General features: G+C 70.7%; 13 protein-coding genes and 4 tRNA genes. 10 read left to right on the top strand and 7 right to left on the bottom strand.

Annotation, left to right across the window (positions count from 1 at the left end; all coding sequences use genetic code 11):
- The 7 genes from ACTWP8_RS37460 to ACTWP8_RS37430 all read left to right on the top strand — a co-directional run.
- On the top strand, positions 1-1,449 hold a 1,449-nt coding region (locus ACTWP8_RS37460), incomplete at its 5' end, for a metallophosphoesterase family protein (RefSeq protein WP_443326522.1).
- 94 nt (positions 1,450-1,543) lie between these two features.
- Positions 1,544-1,616: transfer RNA gene (locus ACTWP8_RS37455), tRNA-Glu, on the top strand.
- A 38-nt stretch (positions 1,617-1,654) separates the two neighbouring features.
- A tRNA-Asp gene (locus ACTWP8_RS37450) sits at positions 1,655-1,729 on the top strand.
- 4 nt (positions 1,730-1,733) lie between these two features.
- Positions 1,734-1,807, top strand: a tRNA-Phe gene (locus tag ACTWP8_RS37445).
- A 364-nt stretch (positions 1,808-2,171) separates the two neighbouring features.
- On the top strand, positions 2,172-6,113 hold the full coding sequence (hrpA, locus tag ACTWP8_RS37440; protein WP_443326521.1) for an ATP-dependent RNA helicase HrpA: 3,942 nt from the start codon (positions 2,172-2,174) through the stop codon (positions 6,111-6,113).
- A gap of 92 nt (positions 6,114-6,205) precedes the next feature.
- Positions 6,206-6,280: transfer RNA gene (locus tag ACTWP8_RS37435), tRNA-Asp, on the top strand.
- A 250-nt stretch (positions 6,281-6,530) separates the two neighbouring features.
- Positions 6,531-6,731: a DUF6274 family protein gene (locus ACTWP8_RS37430; protein WP_443326520.1), complete on the top strand. Its 201-nt coding sequence runs from the start codon at positions 6,531-6,533 to the stop codon at positions 6,729-6,731.
- A 425-nt stretch (positions 6,732-7,156) separates the two neighbouring features.
- On the opposite strand, the gene bldC is transcribed toward ACTWP8_RS37430, so the two are convergent.
- Together bldC and ACTWP8_RS37420 are read right to left on the bottom strand one after the other, a co-directional pair.
- Positions 7,157-7,363: a developmental transcriptional regulator BldC gene (gene bldC / locus ACTWP8_RS37425; protein ID WP_003949541.1), complete on the bottom strand. Its 207-nt coding sequence runs from the start codon at positions 7,361-7,363 to the stop codon at positions 7,157-7,159.
- A gap of 619 nt (positions 7,364-7,982) precedes the next feature.
- A complete protein-coding gene (locus ACTWP8_RS37420; RefSeq protein ID WP_443326519.1) occupies positions 7,983-8,819 on the bottom strand; it encodes a hypothetical protein in 837 nt (278 codons plus the stop codon).
- A 190-nt stretch (positions 8,820-9,009) separates the two neighbouring features.
- Between ACTWP8_RS37420 and ACTWP8_RS37415 the strand changes: the two genes are divergently transcribed.
- Entirely contained in the window at positions 9,010-10,116 is a 1,107-nt protein-coding gene (locus ACTWP8_RS37415) for a Leu/Phe/Val dehydrogenase (RefSeq protein WP_443326518.1), read from the top strand.
- A 286-nt stretch (positions 10,117-10,402) separates the two neighbouring features.
- Positions 10,403-10,660 carry a DUF3073 domain-containing protein gene (locus ACTWP8_RS37410; protein WP_443315618.1) on the top strand — a complete coding sequence of 86 codons (258 nt, stop codon included), beginning with the start codon at positions 10,403-10,405 and terminating at the stop codon, positions 10,658-10,660.
- A 116-nt stretch (positions 10,661-10,776) separates the two neighbouring features.
- On the opposite strand, the gene purM is transcribed toward ACTWP8_RS37410, so the two are convergent.
- The 4 genes from purM to ACTWP8_RS37390 form a co-directional block, all read right to left on the bottom strand.
- Positions 10,777-11,850 carry a phosphoribosylformylglycinamidine cyclo-ligase gene (purM, locus tag ACTWP8_RS37405; RefSeq protein WP_443326517.1) on the bottom strand — a complete coding sequence of 358 codons (1,074 nt, stop codon included), beginning with the start codon at positions 11,848-11,850 and terminating at the stop codon, positions 10,777-10,779.
- A 40-nt stretch (positions 11,851-11,890) separates the two neighbouring features.
- The gene (gene purF / locus ACTWP8_RS37400) at positions 11,891-13,450 is read right to left on the bottom strand and encodes an amidophosphoribosyltransferase (protein ID WP_443315616.1); all 1,560 of its coding nucleotides are present in this window, start codon (positions 13,448-13,450) and stop codon (positions 11,891-11,893) included.
- A 272-nt stretch (positions 13,451-13,722) separates the two neighbouring features.
- The gene (locus ACTWP8_RS37395) at positions 13,723-15,564 is read right to left on the bottom strand and encodes a hypothetical protein (RefSeq protein WP_443326516.1); all 1,842 of its coding nucleotides are present in this window, start codon (positions 15,562-15,564) and stop codon (positions 13,723-13,725) included.
- Positions 15,565-15,673: 109 nt separating this feature from the next.
- Positions 15,674-16,471 carry a sterol carrier family protein gene (locus tag ACTWP8_RS37390; protein ID WP_443326515.1) on the bottom strand — a complete coding sequence of 266 codons (798 nt, stop codon included), beginning with the start codon at positions 16,469-16,471 and terminating at the stop codon, positions 15,674-15,676.
- Positions 16,472-16,575: 104 nt separating this feature from the next.
- Here ACTWP8_RS37390 and ACTWP8_RS37385 point away from each other — a divergent pair, with 104 nt between their 5' ends.
- Positions 16,576-16,971 carry a nuclear transport factor 2 family protein gene (locus ACTWP8_RS37385; RefSeq protein WP_443326514.1) on the top strand — a complete coding sequence of 132 codons (396 nt, stop codon included), beginning with the start codon at positions 16,576-16,578 and terminating at the stop codon, positions 16,969-16,971.
- Positions 16,972-17,036: 65 nt separating this feature from the next.
- Here the strand turns inward: ACTWP8_RS37385 and ACTWP8_RS37380 are convergent, their stop codons facing one another.
- On the bottom strand, positions 17,037-18,278 hold the full coding sequence (locus ACTWP8_RS37380) for a hypothetical protein (protein WP_443326513.1): 1,242 nt from the start codon (positions 18,276-18,278) through the stop codon (positions 17,037-17,039).
- Between the last annotated feature and the right edge of the window lie 90 nt (positions 18,279-18,368).

Here is an 18,368-nt window from a genome sequence, read left to right as displayed (position 1 = left end):
CCCCACCCCTACGCCCGCGCCCTCGGCCTGATATCCGTCGTCCTGCTCGGCGCGTGGCTCGGGCTGCTGATCGTCGGCAGCGTCCGTACGCCCGTCGGGCCCATGGACACCCGAATGACGCTGCGCCCCTCCCTCCCCGGCGGCACCAAGGTCAATGTCTCCCCGCTCGGCTCGCTCGAACTCCGCAGCCACGCCGCCCCCATCAGGCTCGACGTCGACGTCGACCAGCTGGACCCCGAGCGCTCCGCCGCGCTGGTCAACCACCCCGAACGGATCGCCGGCCTCCAGGACGAGGTCTCCCACGACGTGGACGCCGGCACCTTCGACCTGGCCCTCCGCTCCTGCGTCGCCGTCGTGTCCGGCTCATGCGCCCTCGGTCTCGCCGTCTACCGGAAGCCGCGCCGCGCGCTCGCCGCCGGCGGGCTCGCGCTGACCCTGCTCGCCGCATCGGGCGGGCTCGCGTACGCGACGTGGAACCCGAAGTCCGTCCTGGAGCCGAAGTTCTCCGGACTGCTGTCCTCCGCCCCCAGCGTGGTCGGCAACGCCCGCAGCATCGTCAGCGATTTCGACGTCTACCAGCAGGAGTTGGCCCGGCTCGTCACCAACATGACCAAGCTGTACGACGTCACGTCCACCCTCCCCGCGTACCAGCCCGACCCGACCACCGTCCGCGTCCTGCACGTCTCCGACATCCATCTCAACCCGGCCGCCTGGCACCTCATCGAGTCACTCGTCGAGCAGTACGAGATCGACGTGATCGTCGACACAGGCGACACCATGGACCACGGCTCGGCGGCCGAGAACGGCTTCCTCGACCCGATCCCCGGCCTCGGCGCCCCCTACGTCTGGGTGCGCGGCAATCACGACTCGGCCGCCACCCAGAAGTCGATGGAGGGGCGGCGGAACGTCCACGTCCTGGATCACGGAAAGACGGTGGAGGTGGCCGGGCTGCGGCTCGCGGGCATCGGCGACCCGCAGTTCACCCCGGACCGCTCGGTCGTCGCCGCGGGCGACCCGGCCGAGGAGCGGGTGGGTCGCGAGCTGGCCGCGGCGCTGCGGGTCCAGAAGGCCGCCGGCAAGCCGGTCGACATCGCCCTGGCCCACAACCCGGTCGCCGCGGAGCAGACCGACGGCACGGTCCCGCTGGTCCTGGCCGGCCACATCCACCGCCGTACGAACACGCTCATGGAGCACGGCACCCGGCTGAGGACCGAGGGCTCCACGGGCGGCAGCGGGCTGCGCGCGGTCGAGGGCGAAGAGCCGGACCCGGTGGAGGCCTCGGTCCTCTACCTGGACCGGGACACTCGCACGCTCCAGGCCTGGGACGAGATCACGCTGGGCGGCCTGGGCCTCTCGACGGCGGAGGTCAGCCGCCATCTCCCGGAGAACAACACGCCTGGTGCGCCCCCTTCTCCATCCGTCTCCCGATCGGTCTCTCCATCGGAGTGAGGACCCTCGGGAAACAGTTTTGGCGATAGCTCCCCCCATCCCATATGCTTCTCACGTCCCCGACGGCGCCGATAAGCGCTCAGGTGGGCCATCAGCCCTCATCGTCTAGTGGCCCAGGACGCCGCCCTTTCAAGGCGGTAGCACGGGTTCGAATCCCGTTGGGGGCACGCAAGATCCTGTGCGAGACTGGTCCTCGCACGAGCTTGGTCCTGTGGAGCAGTTTGGAGTGCTCGCCACCCTGTCAAGGTGGAGGCCGCGGGTTCAAATCCCGTCAGGACCGCTGCGGCTGGGTAGCTCAGTTGGTACGAGCGTCCGCCTGAAAAGCGGAAGGTCGCCGGTTCGACCCCGGCCCCAGCCACCGCAAGCCCCCCATCTCTGATGGGGGGCTCAGTTCTTTGGGGAGCGCCGCCGCGGGGCTCTCCGCTCAGGCGCCCTACGCGCTCGACGCGCGCGGTACGGAGAGCTGGGTAATGCCGCCCGACTGCGCCAGGCTCTGCGGCGGCCCGGCCAACTCGTAGTCGCTGATCACCGAGTCGCCGGACAGACCATCCGCCGCCCTCTACGGGCCCTGGACCGCGCCCCCGGCCCTGCCCCGCCCCGCCCCCCACGGGCATGGGCCGGAAGCCCGACCGCCCGCCGCCCGGGCATGGGCCGTCCGTTGCGCGCCCCGCAGGGGAATCCATTGGCCCAGGGATTCCGCGAGGTGCGATCCTTGACCAGGTATGCCTACTTCCTCGCCTTCCCCCACCGCCTTCGCCGCCCTGCAGAAGCGGCTGCCCGAGCTCACGCTGCGCGACGAGCGGCGGCTCGGGCGGCGGCTCGACGGCGCGCGGCGGATCCGTAAGCCCGAGGCCCGGCAGGCCGTGCTCGAAGAGATCTCGGCGGAGATCGAGCGCGCGGAAGTCCGGCTGGGGGGCCGCCGGGCGGCCGTGCCCGAGGTCACGTACCCCGAGACCCTCCCCGTCAGCCAGAAGAGGGACGCGATCCTGGCGGCGATCCGCGACCACCAGGTCGTGATCGTCGCGGGCGAGACCGGCTCCGGCAAGACCACGCAGATCCCCAAGATCTGCCTTGAGCTCGGCCGCGGGGTCCGGGGCCTGATCGGGCACACCCAGCCGCGCCGGATCGCGGCCCGCACCGTCGCCGAGCGCGTGGCGGAAGAGCTCAGGACGCCGCTCGGCGCGACCGTCGGCTGGAAGGTCCGTTTCACGGACCAGGTGGGCGACGACACCCTCGTCAAGCTCATGACCGACGGCATTCTGCTCGCCGAGATCCAGACGGACCGCGAGCTGCGCCAGTACGACACGATCATCATCGACGAGGCCCACGAGCGAAGCCTCAACATCGACTTCATCCTCGGCTACCTCGCGCAGCTGCTGCCCCGCCGCCCCGATCTGAAGGTCGTCATCACCTCGGCGACGATCGACCCGGAGCGCTTCTCGCGGCACTTCGACGACGCCCCGATCGTCGAGGTCAGCGGCCGTACGTACCCGGTGGAGGTGCGCTACCGGCCCCTCCTGGAGGAGAACTCCGACGACAGCGACCGCGACCAGGTCACGGCCATCTGCGACGCCGTCGACGAGCTCCAGGCCGAGGGGCCCGGCGACATCCTCGTCTTCCTCTCCGGCGAGCGGGAAATCCGCGACACCGCGGACGCGCTCAACAGGAAGAACCTGCGCGCCACGGAGGTCCTCCCGCTCTACGCCCGGCTCTCGCACGCCGAGCAGCACCGCGTCTTCCAGCGGCATCCGGGCCGCCGGATCGTCCTGGCCACCAACGTCGCCGAGACGTCCCTCACCGTCCCCGGTATCAAGTACGTGATCGACCCCGGCGCCGCCCGGATCTCCCGCTACAGCCACCGCACCAAGGTCCAGCGCCTCCCCATCGAGCGGATCTCGCAGGCCAGCGCCAACCAGCGCAAGGGCCGCTGCGGCCGCACCTCCGACGGCATCTGCATCCGCCTGTACTCCGAGGACGACTTCCTCTCCCGCCCGGAGTTCACGGACGCCGAGATCCTCCGCACCAACCTCGCCTCCGTCATCCTCCAGATGACCGCGGCCGGGCTCGGCGACATCGAGAAGTTCCCGTTCATCGACCCGCCCGACCGCCGCAACATCAAGGACGGTGTGCAGCTCCTCGAGGAGCTCGGCGCGCTCGACCCGAAGCAGAAGGATCCCAGGAAGCGGCTCACCCAGCTCGGCCGCAAGCTGGCCCAGCTGCCCGTGGACCCGCGCCTGGCCCGTATGGTCCTGGACGCGGACCGCAACGGCTGCGTGCGCGAGGTCATGGTCATCGCCGCCGCCCTGTCCATCCAGGACCCGCGCGAGCGCCCGTCCGACAAGCAGCAGCAGGCGGACCAGCAGCACGCCCGCTTCAAGGACGAGACGAGCGACTTCCTCGCCTTCCTCAACCTCTGGCGCTACATCCGCGAGCGGCAGAAGGAGCTGTCCTCCTCCGCCTTCCGCCGCATGTGCCGCAGCGAGTTCCTGAACTACCTGCGGATACGGGAGTGGCAGGACATCTACACGCAGCTGCGCCAGGTCGCCAAGACGATGGGTATCCATCTCAATGACCAGGACGCGGCCCCGGACCGCATCCACACCTCCCTCCTCGCGGGCCTGCTGTCGCACATCGGCCTGAAGGACACGGACAAGAACGAGTACCTGGGCGCGCGCAGCGCCAAGTTCGCGGTCTTCCCCGGCTCCGCGCTCTTCAAGAAGCCGCCGCGCTGGATCATGTCGGCCGAACTCGTCGAGACCTCCCGCCTCTGGGCGCGGGTCAACGCGAAGATCGAGCCCGAGTGGATCGAGCCGCTGGCCCAGCACCTGCTCAAGCGGACGTACAGCGAGCCGCACTGGGAGAAGGACCAGGCGGCCGTCATGGCGTACGAGCGGGTGACGCTGTACGGCGTGCCGGTCGTCGCCCAGCGCAAGGTCAACTACGGGCGGATCGACCCGGAGACCTCGCGCGAGCTGTTCATCCGCAACGCGCTGGTGGAGGGCGACTGGCGGACCCACCACCAGTTCTTCCACGACAACCGCAAGCTCCTCGGCGAGGTCGAGGAGCTGGAGCACCGCGCCCGCCGCCGCGACATCCTCGTGGACGACGAGACGCTCTTCGACTTCTACGAGCAGCGGGTCCCGGAACACGTCGTATCGGGCGCGCACTTCGACTCCTGGTGGAAGCACAAATGCCGTGAGGAGCCCGAACTGCTCGACTTCGAGCGGTCGATGCTCATCAACGAGAGCGCGGAGGCCGTCACCAAGGACGACTACCCGGACTCCTGGCGGCAGGGAAAGCTGAAGTTCCGGGTCACGTACCAGTTCGAGCCGGGCGCCGACGCGGACGGCGTGACCGTCCACGTCCCGCTGCAGGTGCTCAACCAGGTCACCCCCGACGGCTTCGACTGGCAGATCCCGGGGCTGCGCGAGGACCTGGTCACCGAGCTGATCCGGTCCCTGCCGAAGGCGATCCGCCGCAACTACGTCCCGGCGCCGAACTTCGCCAGGCGCTTCCTGGACTCCGCGGTCCCGGTGCAGGATCCGCTGCCGGCGGTGCTCGCGCGCGAGCTGCAGCGCATGGTCGGCGTGCCCGTGACGGCCGACGACTTCGACCTCGCCAAGGTCCCGGACCACCTGAAGATCACCTTCCGGGTGATCGACGAGCGCCGGCGCAGGCTGGCCGAGGACAAGGACCTGGACGCGCTGAAGCTGAAGCTCAAGCCGAAGACCCGCGCCGCGATCTCCAAGGCCTTCGAGAAGGCCGCCGAGACCTCCGGCCATACGGGCCCTGAGCAGCGCAGCGGCCTGACCCAGTGGACGATCGGGGCGCTGTCCCGCACCTTCGAGACCCGGCGGGGCGGCCAGCCCGTCAGGGCCTACCCGGCGCTGGTCGACGAGGGCGCGTCGGTCGCCGTACGGCTCTTCGACACCGAGCCGGAGCAGTCCGAGGCGATGTGGCGCGGCACCCGCCGCCTGATCCTCCTCAACATCCCGTCCAACCCCGCCAAATTCGCCCAAGACAAGCTCAGCAACCAGCAGAAGCTCGCGCTCTCGAGCAATCCGCACGGCTCCATCCAGGCGCTCTTCGACGACTGTGTGACGGCGGCCGCGGACAAGCTCATGGCGGCCCACGGCGGTCCGGCCTGGGACGAGGAGTCCTTCCGCAAGCTCTTCGACGCCGTACGGGCCGACCTGGTGGACGCCACGATGGACACCATCCGCCGGGTCCAGGAGGTGCTGGCCGCCTGGCAGTCCTGTGAGCGCCGCCTGAAGGCGACGAAGAGCCTCACGCTCGTCCCGGCCCTCACGGACATCAGGGAGCAGCTGGACGGCCTCATCAAGCCGGGCTTCGTCACCGCCCACGGCGCGCGCCGCCTGCCGGACCTACTGCGCTACCTGGTGGCCGTCGACCGGCGGCTGACCCAGCTCCCCACCGGCGTCCAGCGGGACACCGCCCGGATGGCGAAGGTGCGGGAGATGCAGGACGAGTACGCGTGGCTGCTGGAGCAGCTGCCGCGGGGCAAGCCGGTGCCGCGGGAGGTGCGTGAGATCCGCTGGATGATCGAGGAGCTGCGGGTCAGCTACTTCGCGCACGCGCTGGGCACGGCGTATCCGGTGTCGGACAAGCGGATCGTGAAGGCGATCGACGCCGCGGTCCCGTAGCGCCGCCGTCGCCGGGAGTGAGTTCGACCGGTCCCCTTGAACTGCTGTACAGTCTCTTCTCGCGGCAATACGCAGCTCAGCCGCGAAAATCTGGTCCTGTGGAGCAGTTTGGAGTGCTCGCCACCCTGTCAAGGTGGAGGCCGCGGGTTCAAATCCCGTCAGGACCGCAGCGAAACCACGGCCCGCATCCACCCCGGATGCGGGCCGTAGCGCTGCCCGGCCCGGGAGCAGCCCCAGAGGCCGGGCCCGCGGCGGAGCCGCGAATCAAACCCAGCAAATCCCGCCAGGACCGCAGCAGCCACATCGGACACAAGGCCCGGATCCTCAGGATCCGGGCCTTGTGCGTGTCTTGACTGCGGCACGCACCCGGGGGTACCCAGACATCAGGGGATGCGGGGTACAGGAGGTAATGCGCGCATGGCGACGTCTGCGAGGCATGAGACCAGAGCGCTGCTGCGGGCCCATCTGTCGGCCGCGGTCGGCTATCGCCACCTCACCCGCCATTGCCCGGTCTGTCACCAGCTGCTGCGGCTCGCGATGGAGCCTGGAACGACGGAGCGCGCCGACCCCGACGAGGCCCCGGAGACGGGCCGGGACGAAGGTCCCAAGGGCCGGTGACCAAGGGCGCCTTGCCTCGCCCGCGCCTATTACCGCAGAGTTGCATTAGGGGACAAGGCGGTTGTCCTGTGACGGGAGTCACCGAAGAAGTTTCGGAAGTGGCGGAACTCAGCCCCTCCCCACAACAGCTCAATTTAATATGTGCAATTGCACTCCCCGGCGGGACCTACTGGTGAGTCACCAGCCACCCGCAGGGGTACTTCCAGCCAGCAGCCGCCGCCGATGCGAGCAGACGCAGCCGGACGCCGGCAGACGCAGGGCAGGCACAAAAAAGATCGCGCTGGACCCGGCGGAGTCCAGCGCGATCTACGACGCACCCTCAATACCGAGGGAAGGGGGCCTGTTGGGGCAGGCGCTCGTCGTGTGGAGCCAGTTGGGCCATCGCGGGGTTGGGGGGTCCCGGATATGCCCCGATATGGAGTTGTTCAGGCCTCGCTACGCTGCTGCGGAATGCCTGCGAGCAGCGCCCGCACCTCGGCTTCGCGGTAGCGGCGGTGCCCTCCGAGCGTGCGGATGGACGTGAGCTTGCCTGCCTTGGCCCAGCGCGTGACCGTCTTCGGGTCCACGCGGAACATCGTGGCAACCTCAGCCGGGGTCAGCAGCGGCTCGGCATCAGGGGTGCGAGCGGTCATGAGCGGCCTCCTCGGGAGAACCGAACCATCACGGTTCTTTCCTCTAAATTCTGCACCTTGACCCGCGTTGCCCGAAATGGCGCACGCAGGCCGAGTCGGTTATAGGACGAACGGCTTGTCCTCGGCACTACAACTACACCATCTGTCCAGCCGCGTCGGCCAAACCGATGGATTTGCCCTCTCAGGTGTTCAACCTCGACGGATGCCGATGGACCGTGCCATAGCGGACAGTCACACGGCCGTGACGATCAGTCACAGTCGCGATCCGGGGTCGCGAGACCCCATGAACCGAGCGCAATGCCAATTCCTCGCCCATAGTTGGACGAAGGGAGCCCTGCCGGACTCCTTGTCCTATTTTGGCACGAGGGCATGGGATCAGGGCAAGACCTGCCTTAGTGCCGTCGGTCACGCTTGCGACAATGGCCCGGATCGAAACGTAGATCCCGGACTCGCCGGACCGGCCCCGCCTGTCCGGACCTGTCGGACCTGTCGGACCGGACCTGCCGGGCCAGACCCGCCTACCCAGAACCTGCCGGACCAGACCTGTCGGCCCAGAACCTGTCGGCCCAGAACCTGTCAGCTCGGAACCTGCCGGACCGGACCCGCCGGCCCGGAGCCGTCAGCTCGCGAACTGCCGTTCCCGCACGACGCGCCAGCGGTCCGTCAGCCGCTCGTACGCCCGGCCGGCGCGGGCCCCGTCGCCCTCGCGCAGCGCCTGGAGCCCCTCGGCCACATCCGCGGCCGAGTGGTCCTCGGCGAGCTGCCCTTCCGGTAGAGCATGCACCAAGCCTCCGTAGTCCAGCTCCACGAGAGACCGCGGGTGGAACTCCTCGAGCCACCTGCCCACGCTCTCCAGGCCGTCGATGAGCGGCCCCTCCCCCATGGAGTCGCGCAGCACCCGCAGCGCGCGGGCCACCCGCCGCCGCGCCTCCACCATCGGGGTGCGGTAGCGCAGCACCGGTTCTGTGACGTCCTTCACATACTCGCGCTCCTCGTCGGCGAAGAGCGCGAACCACAGGACCGGGACGTGCCAGGTCGCCGTACGGATCCACGGCCGGGCGTCCGGATTGCGCTCCAGCCACTGCTCGTAGTCCGCCTCGGCCTGCCGCCGCACCACGGCGGGCAGGACCGCGTCCAGCACAGGCGCCGGCAGCCGCTCCGCCAGCTCCTCCAGGGCCAGCCAGCCGCGCAGCCGGGTGCGCCAGGGGCAGACGCAGGTCACGCCGTCCACGACGGCGACGAAGGCGTCGCTGCTCTCGTGTACGGGCACCGGGACCGGCGGTACGGGCAGCAAGTCGGCCAGCGAGCGCCGGAGTTCGTCCTGGGCGGTGGGGATGTGCTCGCGGGCGGCGTAGCGGTACCAGTGGGAGCGCTCGGGCTCGGGGAACGCGGCCAGCGGTTCGTAGACCCGCAGATAAGCCGCATACGGGACCACCACCGATGACGCCACGCCCACGCGTCCACTCCTCCGTTTGCCGCCGGGAGTTGCCCACCCTGACGTTATTGATCGTCCCACGTGTGTAGGCCACACGGAGGTGATCCTCCGCAGCTCGGTGCTGGAGGGGCCGTTCAGGATCTACGCTGTGGCCACCGGGCCCTCCCCACCCGCAGGAGGGCGTTCCCTCACGTCTCCGGGAGTCACCACAGTGACCGACGTAAGTCCACCAGCCGACGATCTCGGCGTGCTGTCCACCCTCTTCCGCTCCGAGCAGGGGGGCCACGAGCAGGTCGTCCTCTGCCAGGACCGCGACAGCGGCCTGAAGGCCGTGATCGCGATCCACTCCACCGCCCTGGGCCCCGCCCTCGGCGGTACCCGCTTCCACGCGTACGCCTCCGACGAGGAGGCCGTCCTGGACGCCCTCAACCTCGCGCGCGGCATGTCGTACAAGAACGCGCTGGCCGGTCTCGACCACGGCGGCGGCAAGGCCGTGATCATCGGCGACCCGGACGTGATCAAGAGCGAGCGGCTGCTGCTCGCCTACGGCCGCTTCGTCGCCTCGCTCGGCGGTCGCTATGTCACGGCCTGCGACGTCGGCACCTACGTCGCCGACATGGACGTCGTGGCCCGCGAGTGCAAGTGGACCACCGGCCGATCCCCGGCCAACGGCGGCGCCGGCGACTCGTCCGTGCTGACCGCCTACGGGGTCTTCCAGGGCATGCGGGCCAGCGCCCAGCACCTGTGGGGCGACCCGACGCTGCGCGGCCGCAAGGTCGGCATCGCGGGCGTCGGCAAGGTCGGCCACCACCTCGTCGAGCATCTGCTGGAGGACGGCGCCGAGGTCGTGATCACGGACGTCCGGCAGGACTCCGTGGACCGCATCCGCATCAAGCACCCCCGGGTGACGGCGGTGGCCGACACGGACGCCCTGGTCAGGACCGACGGCCTGGACATCTACGCTCCGTGCGCGCTCGGCGGCGCGCTGGGCGACGACACGGTCCCGGTCCTCACGGCGAAGATCGTCTGCGGCGCCGCCAACAACCAGCTGGCCCACCCCGGCGTCGAGAAGGACCTCGCCGACCGCGGCATCCTCTACGCGCCGGACTACGTGGTGAACGCCGGCGGCGTGATCCAGGTGGCGGACGAGCTGCACGGCTTCGACTTCGACCGGGCCAAGGCCAAGGCGACCAAGATCTTCGACACCACGCTGGCCATATTCGACCGTGCCAAGTCCGACGGCATTCCGCCCGCGGCCGCCGCCGACCGCCTGGCGGAGCAGCGCATGGCGGAGGCCCGGGCCCGTACGGCGGTCTGACCCGGGCAGTGCAAAACGGCCCGCTGGCAGGAGGACGAGACAAGACTCACCACCCGTCGGCGGGTCGATCCTGTGCAGGAGGTAAAATCATCGCTGACCAGCGGGGACAGGGCTCCTCGAGGGTTCTGCCGCGTGTCGCGTCCTGTGGGCGACGTACCGTATGGGCGCGGAAGCAGGTACCGTTGAAGCCCTACGGACCGGTCTCTCCGTTGAGAGCCCGCTCCGAATCATGAACGCGTGTCAAGACTCTGGGGCCGTCGAGCCCCGTCGTTGAGGGGGTCGAGCCATGGGGCGCGGCCGGGCCAAGGCCAAGCAGACGAAGGTCGCCCGCCAGCTGAAGTACAACAGCGGTGGGACGGATCTCTCACGCCTGGCCGAGGAGCTGGGCGCATCGACTTCGAGCCAGCCGCCGAATGGCGAGCGCTTCGAGGATGATGAGCTGGACGACGACCCGTACGCACAGTACGCGGATCGCTACAACGACGAGGATGACGAGGACGACGACGAGTCGTCCGAGCAGTCCGCATACCGTCGGCGCGCTTGACGCTGCGCTCGGCCCCGGCCGTATCGCGCACGCAGCGAGCCCGCCCACAGCACGACCACTGACCCGGTCCGGGGCCCGCCCCCGGACCGGGTTCTGTGCTGCCCTGCGAGCCCCGCTCAGCCGGCGTGGTCACCGGTCAGGGCCACTGCTTCGGTACGGTCGCCGCGCTCGGTGATCTCCCCCGCGACCCACGCGTCGACGCTGCGGTCCGCGAGCACGGCCAGCGCCACGTCGACCGACTCCTGCGGCACGACCGCGACCATGCCGACGCCCATGTTGAGCGTCTTCTCCAGCTCCGGGCGCGCGACCTGTCCGGCCCGGCCGACGAGGTCGAAGACCGGGCCCGGCGTCCAGGTGGACCGGTCGACCGTCGCGTGCAGCCCGTCCGGGACGACCCGGGCCAGGTTGTTCGCCAGGCCACCGCCGGTGATGTGCGAGAAGGCGTGCACCTCGGTCGTACGGGTCAGCGCCAGGCAGTCCAGCGAGTAGATCTTGGTCGGTTCGAGGAGTTCCTCGCCCAGGGTCCTGCCGAACTCCGCGACCTCCCGGTCGAGGGTCCAGCCCGCCCGGTCGAACACCACGTGCCGGACGAGCGAGTACCCGTTCGAGTGAAGTCCGGAGGACGCCATGGCGATCACCGCGTCACCCTTGCGGATACGATCCGCGCCCAGCACGCGGTCGGCCTCGACGACGCCCGTGCCGGCGCCCGCGACGTCGAAGTCATCGGGGCCGAGGAGGCCCGGGTGCTCGGCGGTTTCGCCGCCGACGAGCGCGCAGCCCGCCAGCACGCAGCCCTCGGCGATGCCCTTGACGATCTGGGCGACGCGCTCCGGGTGGACCTTGCCGACGCAGATGTAGTCGGTCATGAACAGCGGCTCGGCGCCGCAGACGACGATGTCGTCGACGACCATGCCGACGAGGTCGTGGCCGATGGAGTCGTACACGCCCAGCTGCCGGGCGATGTCGACCTTCGTGCCGACGCCGTCGGTGGCGGAGGCGAGGAGGGGGCGCTCGTACCGCTTGAGGGCGGAGGCGTCGAAGAGGCCCGCGAAGCCGCCGAGACCGCCCACGGCCTCGGGGCGGGTGGCCTTCTTCACCCACTCCTTCATCAGCTCGACGGCACGGTCGCCCGCCTCGATGTCGACGCCCGCGGCGGCGTAACTGGCACCAGTGGTCCCGGACTCGGACATTGATGGAAACTTTCGTGTCGTTGGGTACGCCGGTGGGCCCTTACGGGCGGCGCAGGGCGTCGGCGCCGCCGACACCGGCGGTCAGCGTCTGGACGCCGTCCGGATCGGGCTTGGCCTGCCCGGCCGTCTCGGACTCCAGGAGGTGCTTGCCGAGCAGCTCCGGGTCCGGCAGGTCCATCGGGTACTCGCCGTCGAAGCAGGCGCGGCACAGGTTCGGCTTGGCGATGGTGGTCGCCTCGATCATGCCGTCGATGGAGATGTACGCGAGCGAGTCCGCGCCGAGCGACTTGCCGATCTCCTCGACCGACAGGCCGTTGGCGATCAGCTCCGCGCGCGTGGCGAAGTCGATGCCGAAGAAGCAGGGCCACTTGATCGGCGGGGAGGAGATCCGGATGTGGACCTCGGCCGCCCCGGCTTCGCGGAGCATCCGGACGAGCGCGCGCTGGGTGTTGCCGCGGACGATCGAGTCGTCGACGACCACCAGGCGCTTGCCCCGGATGACTTCCTTGAGGGGGTTGAGCTTGAGGCGGATGCCGAGCTGGCGGATGGTCTGGCTGGGCTGAATGAACGTCCGGCCGACGTAGGAGTTCTTGACCAGGCCCGAGCCGTACGGGATGCCGCTCGCCTCGGCGTATCCGACGGCGGCCGGGGTGCCGGACTCCGGGGTCGCTATCACCAGGTCGGCTTCGGCCGGGGCCTCCTTGGCCAGGCGGCGGCCCATCTCCACGCGGGAGAGGTAGACGTTGCGGCCGGCGATGTCGGTGTCCGGGCGGGCGAGGTAGACGTACTCGAAGACGCAGCCCTTGGGGCGGGCCTCGGCGAAGCGGGTGGCGCGCAGGCCGTCCTCGTCGATGGCGATCATCTCGCCGGGCTCGACCTCGCGGATGAAGCTCGCGCCGACGATGTCGAGGGCGGCGGTTTCGCTCGCCACGACCCAGCCGCGCTCGAGGCGGCCGAGGACCAGCGGGCGGACGCCCTGCGGGTCACGGGCGGCGTAGAGGGTGTGCTCGTCCATGAAGGCGAGCGAGAAGGCGCCCTTGACCTTGGGCAGGACCAGGGGCGCGGCCTGCTCGACGGTCAGCGGCTTGCCGTCCTCGTCGACCTGGCCCGCGAGGAGGGCGGTGATGAGGTCGGTGTCGTTGGTCGCGGCGACCTGGGTGGCGCGGCCGTTCTCGCGGGGGAGTTCGGCCACCAGCTCGGCCAGTTCGGCCGTGTTGACCAGGTTGCCGTTGTGGCCGAGGGCGATCGAGCCGTGGGCGGTGGCGCGGAAGGTCGGCTGCGCGTTCTCCCACACGGAGGCGCCGGTGGTCGAGTAGCGGGCGTGGCCGACCGCGATGTGGCCCCGGAGGGAGCCGAGGGAGGTCTCGTCGAAGACCTGGGAGACCAGGCCCATGTCCTTGAAGACGAGGATCTGGGAGCCGTTGCTCACCGCGATGCCCGCGGACTCCTGCCCACGGTGCTGCAGCGCGTACAGCCCGAAATAGGTGAGTTTGGAGACCTCTTCCCCCGGAGCCCAGACACCGAAGACGCCGCAGGCGTCCTGAGGGCCTTTCTCACCGGGGAGGAGGTCGTGGTTGAGTCGTCCGTCACCACGTGGCACGCCACCGAGTCTAGGACAGGTTGAGGATTAACCCGAACCAGGTACTCCGCCGCACCTGTCGGATCCGACGACGGGAGGGGCGAGGCATGGTGCGGAGCTGGTCCGAGGTGGTGTCCACAGTGCGGGACGACCGTTGAATTGCCTGGTGGGGCCGGTGGACCCGGTCAGCCTGCGGGCGCCCGATGACGTCTGCGTCACACTTCTTGCGGGCCGGGGATCCAGAGCCGGGGATCCATGGCCGCGACCGGAGCCTCAGACGTGCGGCCGGAGCCTCAGACGTACTGCGTCCAGACCGCCCAGATCGTCCAGACCGCGAGCGGTACGGCGACGAGCGGGGCGAGCGGCAGCCCGCGTTCACGGCGCGTACTGACGCGAGCGGGGCGCAACTCCGGGTGTACGCGCATGGCGGTGATCTCCTCGGACGCCCGGCGGCCGGGGGCGGCGCCGTCCGGGCGGTGCCGGCGTCTGAACCTCGTCAGGGCCACCCGCAGGCTCCAGACCGTGTCCCGGCCGCGGTCGCGCACCCGGAGCTCCCCCTCGTCGTACCTCGCGACACCGAGCCGGTCCCACGGAAGGTGCCGGACCCGCCAGGCACCGGTCAGCCACAGCCCGTCGCGGTCGGCGGTGACGCGCCAGTGGGCCATGGCGGAGGACGTGGTGAGCACGGACGCGACCAGGAGGACGATGAAGGCGTACCACCACGGGGAGTTCTCGTCCCTCAGGTACGAGCCGAGCACGGCGGCCGCGAGAAACAGGCCGAGGACTCCGACGACGCGGTCGGCGGGGCGCGGGCCCCAGCGGGCGGGCTCGTCCCGGGGGCCCATACGGGCCGCGGTCCGGCCGGTCCCGGCCACGGCCTCGAGCTGCTCGGCCGTCGACACTCCGCCGAAGGTCACGTCAAGACCTTCGTCCTCGCGCGCGACCGGGGCCGCAGGGGTCCGACGTCGTCCGCGGGCGGGGCGTACGGCCTGGAAGGTGTATTCCGTGATGGGCTCGCCATCGGCGGCCACCGAGACCAGGGCCACCTCGGCGCGGGCGCACGGGGCGCCGAGGAGGACGGCCTCGCGCAGCCGGGTGAGGGTGCGCAGCCGCGCGGCGGCTTCCTCCGGACTCGGCTCCTCCTCTTCCTCGCCGTCTTCCTCGCTGTCCTCGCCGTCCTCCAGTTCTTCGTCGCCGTCGTCCTCGTCGTCCTCCTGCTCCACCGCGCAGGAGAAGAGAGGGCGCCGGCCCTCGGGGTCGTCGGCCGCGAAGACCCAGGTGTCGGCCTCGACGTCCTCGCGTATGAGGACCCGCAGCACCGGAACCGGTCCGCGTCGCAGGGCGGCGGCCCGGCGGCGGGCCAGGGCGCCGAAGGCGAGGGCGGACACGCCGAACGCGGCCGCGGCCGAGCCGCTCAGCTGCCAGGCGTCGAGCGCGCCCGAGCCGCGGGCCTCCGCCGCGGACTCCCCCGCGGACTCTGCCGGCGCGGTCTGGCGGGTCGCCCCTGCGGCGCGCGCCTCGTCGGCGCGCGCGGTGCGATCCGCCTGCCAGAACGCGACGGCGGCGACCGTGCACAGCAGCGCTCCCGCGGCGATCTGGAGCCGGCCGCGGCGCAGGGGCGGCAGCGGCGGCGGGAGCGGGCGGGTGTCAGGACCGGCCGCGGACTGCGCCGCGAGCCGCTGGCGGCGCCGGTGGCGAAGGCGCAGGAGCGCGATCGACCAGCCGTAGAGGAGGGCGACGAGTACGGCCGCGTTCGCGGCCGCACTGCCCGTGTCCGGGGCGGGGAACTCCTCGTACGCGACGAGGGCCCCGGTCAACGGCGCGGAGATGAGAGTGAGTTCGGGAAGCCGCAGGAACCAGTAGACCTGGGTCAGGGCCAGGGCCGTCTCCGCCACACCGGTCCAGTCGGGGTCGGCCGGGGAACGGCCGCTCTGCAGGCTGTTCTGCAGTCCGCTCTGCACGACCGCGGGCTCGGCCGCGATCGCCGCCACCAGGGCCAGGGCGAGCGCGATCGCGGGCCCCAGGCGGTTGGCCCAGCGCGGTGGTGCTGCCGCGAGCCAGCTCTGTGCGTCGCGCGTGGTCCACGGGCGGACAGCTCTGAACTCTGCCGGCAGCGGGGCGCGGGGCGAAGTCATGCGGGGATTATGGCTGCCGAGAGCGAGCGATGATGAACGTACGTACGAACTCGGCCCCACTCCGGCCGCACGCCCCCACCGGGCTTCGGTGCTCCGCCGGGGCCGGGCCCTACCCCAGTACCGGCAGCAGAGCCGACAGATCGGCCCGCTCGCCACTGGCGGAAACCGCCGCAGCGCCGAGCGCATCAGCCCAGCTCATACGGCCCGTGGCGAGGCGGATCCAGGTCAGCGGGTCGGTCTCGACGACGTTCGGCGGGGTGCCGCGGGTGTGCCGGGGCCCCTCGGCGCACTGCACGACCGCGAATGGCGGAATCCGCACCTCCACCGACCCGCCGGGCGCCTTCGCCGCCAGCGCGTCGGCGAGCACGCGCGTCGCGGCGGCGAGCGCCTGCCGGTCGTACGGGATCTCGGCCCCGAGCGCGGCCGCCAAGTCGTCGCCGTGAACCGTGAGTTCGATGCACCGGGTGACCAGGAAGTCGTCCAGCCGGATGGCCCCGACACGGCCCGCGAGCAGGCGGTCGTCGGGCGTGGAGGCGAGGGTCACGGCGAGCCGGTCGGCAGCGCGGGTCAGCAGCTCCTCCGGCTCGGCCTGGGCGGCGAGGGCGCGCGTGTTCTCGTCGACGGTCCCGGCGTGGGCCGCCGTCGCTGCCGGCCAGTCCACGAGGGCGACCTCGCGTACGGACGGCGCGGGCTGCTCCGCGTAGCGGCTGACGGCTCCGACGCACATGGCGATGTGCGCGACAAGATCGCGGACGCTCCAGTCGCCGAGCCGCGTGGGCAGCGCCCACTGCTCGGCGGACAGCCCGGCCACCGCCTCCCTCACGTACTGAAGCTGGGCGGTGACCGCGGCCCGCACCTTCGCCGGGTCGTACGTGCGGGCGCGGGGCTTGCGCTGAGCAGGGGGCATGGCGCCGAGCTTAGCCAGGCCCGCGTCCCGCCGTGGACAGGTTTTCGGGCCCGTCCGATGATGGAAACACAAGGGAAATATCGGCAGGAAAGGCGTGAATCACTATGGCTGAGCACCCTGACTGCACCCTGGTCCGCCAGGGCTACGACGCATTCTCCCGGGGTGACATGGACACCTTGGGCTCCCTGATGACGGCGGATGTCGTTCACCACGTGCCCGGAGACAACCTCTTCTCGGGGCACCACAAGGGTCGCGATGCCTGTCTGCAGATGTACCGCCGCCTCGGCGAGGAGACCAGCGGCACTCTGCAGGTCGAGCTTGAGAACGTGCTGGCCGACGGGCGCGGGCACGTCATGTCCGTGCACAAGGTCCGCGCCGATCGGGGCGACCGCGGCATGGAGATGGCCGAAGGGCTCTTCTTCACCATCGTGGGCGGGAAGATCACCGACATCGACGAATGCGTCGAGGACATCGACGTCCAGAACGAGTTCTGGACCTGATCACCACCCGGAACGCAGCGGGCCGACGGCCCCGAGCCCGCAGCGGTGCGGGGCCGTTCCGGGGCTCAGCTCTCCTTGAAAGTCGCCGTGAAGGCCGATGCCTTCGGGAACCGGACGTCCGTGCACCCCCGTCGCAGGGCGACATCGGCGACGTACGCGCGGAACACGGGCTCGGAGCGGGCCGCGGCCCCCAACGCGTACGCGTCCCTGAGGGTGAGCGTGTGCACGGCGGGCTCACCGTCGCACACCGAGGAGGCCCACCAGACGGGTGCCTCCGGCGAGCGGCCCGCGCGCCCCGGCTCCGCCGCGGTCGTCTCCGAGCCGATCTCGTCGATCCGCACATCCTTCGCGGACTCCCCGAACCAGCTCTGCGCCGCGGCCCACCAGTCGCCCTCGTACCTGGGCGCGTCCCGCTGGGCCAGCTCCTCGTACCCCGGCTTGCCCGCGTACTTCCCCCAGGTCTCCCGTGCGGTGTCCTGGCGCAGCGCCAGACCGCACTTCTCGGTCCAGACGTCCCCGTCGGCCCGGGTCTCCATCACCTGGTCGGGCATCCAATCCCCGCTGTCCAGGCCGGACTTGGCGTACCAGGCGCAGGTTCCCTTCGCCGACTCGGGGGCTATGAGCTCGCCCTCGACAGGCGGGATGCCGGCCGGCGGAGAGGGCAACCGGTCCCGGCAACCGAGCTTCGCGCCGAGGTTGTTGGCGGTGTCGACGGCTATGGAGGCCAACCGGTCACGGGTGTTCTGGTCCATCTGGTGACCGCTGCCGAGCGGATCGAAGCCGTCCATCGTGGTGACCGCGCCGGCCACGACGTTCTTGACCGCGCTGCCCTGCACCTTCTTCCCGCCCGCGCAGGGGAGTTTGACGCCGACCCCGGTGTCCGTGACGATGCCCGGGATGCCGCCGCCGAGCGGATGATCCAGATAGGTCGGGTCGTACCGGTCGACGAGGGTGTCCCAGGCCGGGTCCGTCTCCTCGGTCGCCGCTTCCGGTTCCACGGCGACGCTCGCCGTGAAGAACATCCGCTTCGAGGCGTCAGCGGCTTCCCCCGCCGACGTACTGAACAGCTCGCACCGGCCCGAAGCGGTGTCGAGGTCGATCGCCGAGGCGTTGTGCTCGATGCGGCCCTCGCCGTAGGGGAGCGCGGTGATCTTCCCTGGGGATACGAGTCCGGCGCAGGCCTCGTCGATGGCGAGCCGGTTCGCCGCATACGTCCAGAGCTCGGTTCCGCTCCAGCCGATTCCCACGACCGCGGTGCACACGACCAGGACATTGACCACCTTGCGCAGGCGCGGTCGGTCAGTCACCGAACATCACTCCCCCCACGTGATGCGCAGAAGCTATCAGCGGCCGCTGACAACGCCGCGGCCCCGCCCCCCCAATTAACGGGGGCGAGA

The organism is Streptomyces sp. 7N604 (assembly GCF_052245475.1).
Lineage (GTDB): Bacteria > Actinomycetota > Actinomycetes > Streptomycetales > Streptomycetaceae > Streptomyces.
Note: the sequence above shows the minus strand (reverse complement) of the source record. Positions and strands in the feature narration are given on the sequence as shown.

What these genes read in the sequence shown, in the direction of transcription:
- hrpA (WP_443326521.1), top strand. Translation starts at nt 2,172, where the DNA reads ATGCCTACTTCCTCGCCTTCCCCCACCGCCTTCGCCGCCCTGCAGAAG.
- ACTWP8_RS37430 (WP_443326520.1), top strand. Translation starts at nt 6,531, where the DNA reads ATGGCGACGTCTGCGAGGCATGAGACCAGAGCGCTGCTGCGGGCCCAT.
- bldC (WP_003949541.1), bottom strand. Translation starts at nt 7,363, where the DNA reads ATGACCGCTCGCACCCCTGATGCCGAGCCGCTGCTGACCCCGGCTGAG.
- ACTWP8_RS37410 (WP_443315618.1), top strand. Translation starts at nt 10,403, where the DNA reads ATGGGGCGCGGCCGGGCCAAGGCCAAGCAGACGAAGGTCGCCCGCCAG.
- purM (WP_443326517.1), bottom strand. Translation starts at nt 11,850, where the DNA reads ATGTCCGAGTCCGGGACCACTGGTGCCAGTTACGCCGCCGCGGGCGTC.
- ACTWP8_RS37395 (WP_443326516.1), bottom strand. Translation starts at nt 15,564, where the DNA reads ATGACTTCGCCCCGCGCCCCGCTGCCGGCAGAGTTCAGAGCTGTCCGC.
- ACTWP8_RS37390 (WP_443326515.1), bottom strand. Translation starts at nt 16,471, where the DNA reads ATGCCCCCTGCTCAGCGCAAGCCCCGCGCCCGCACGTACGACCCGGCG.
- ACTWP8_RS37385 (WP_443326514.1), top strand. Translation starts at nt 16,576, where the DNA reads ATGGCTGAGCACCCTGACTGCACCCTGGTCCGCCAGGGCTACGACGCA.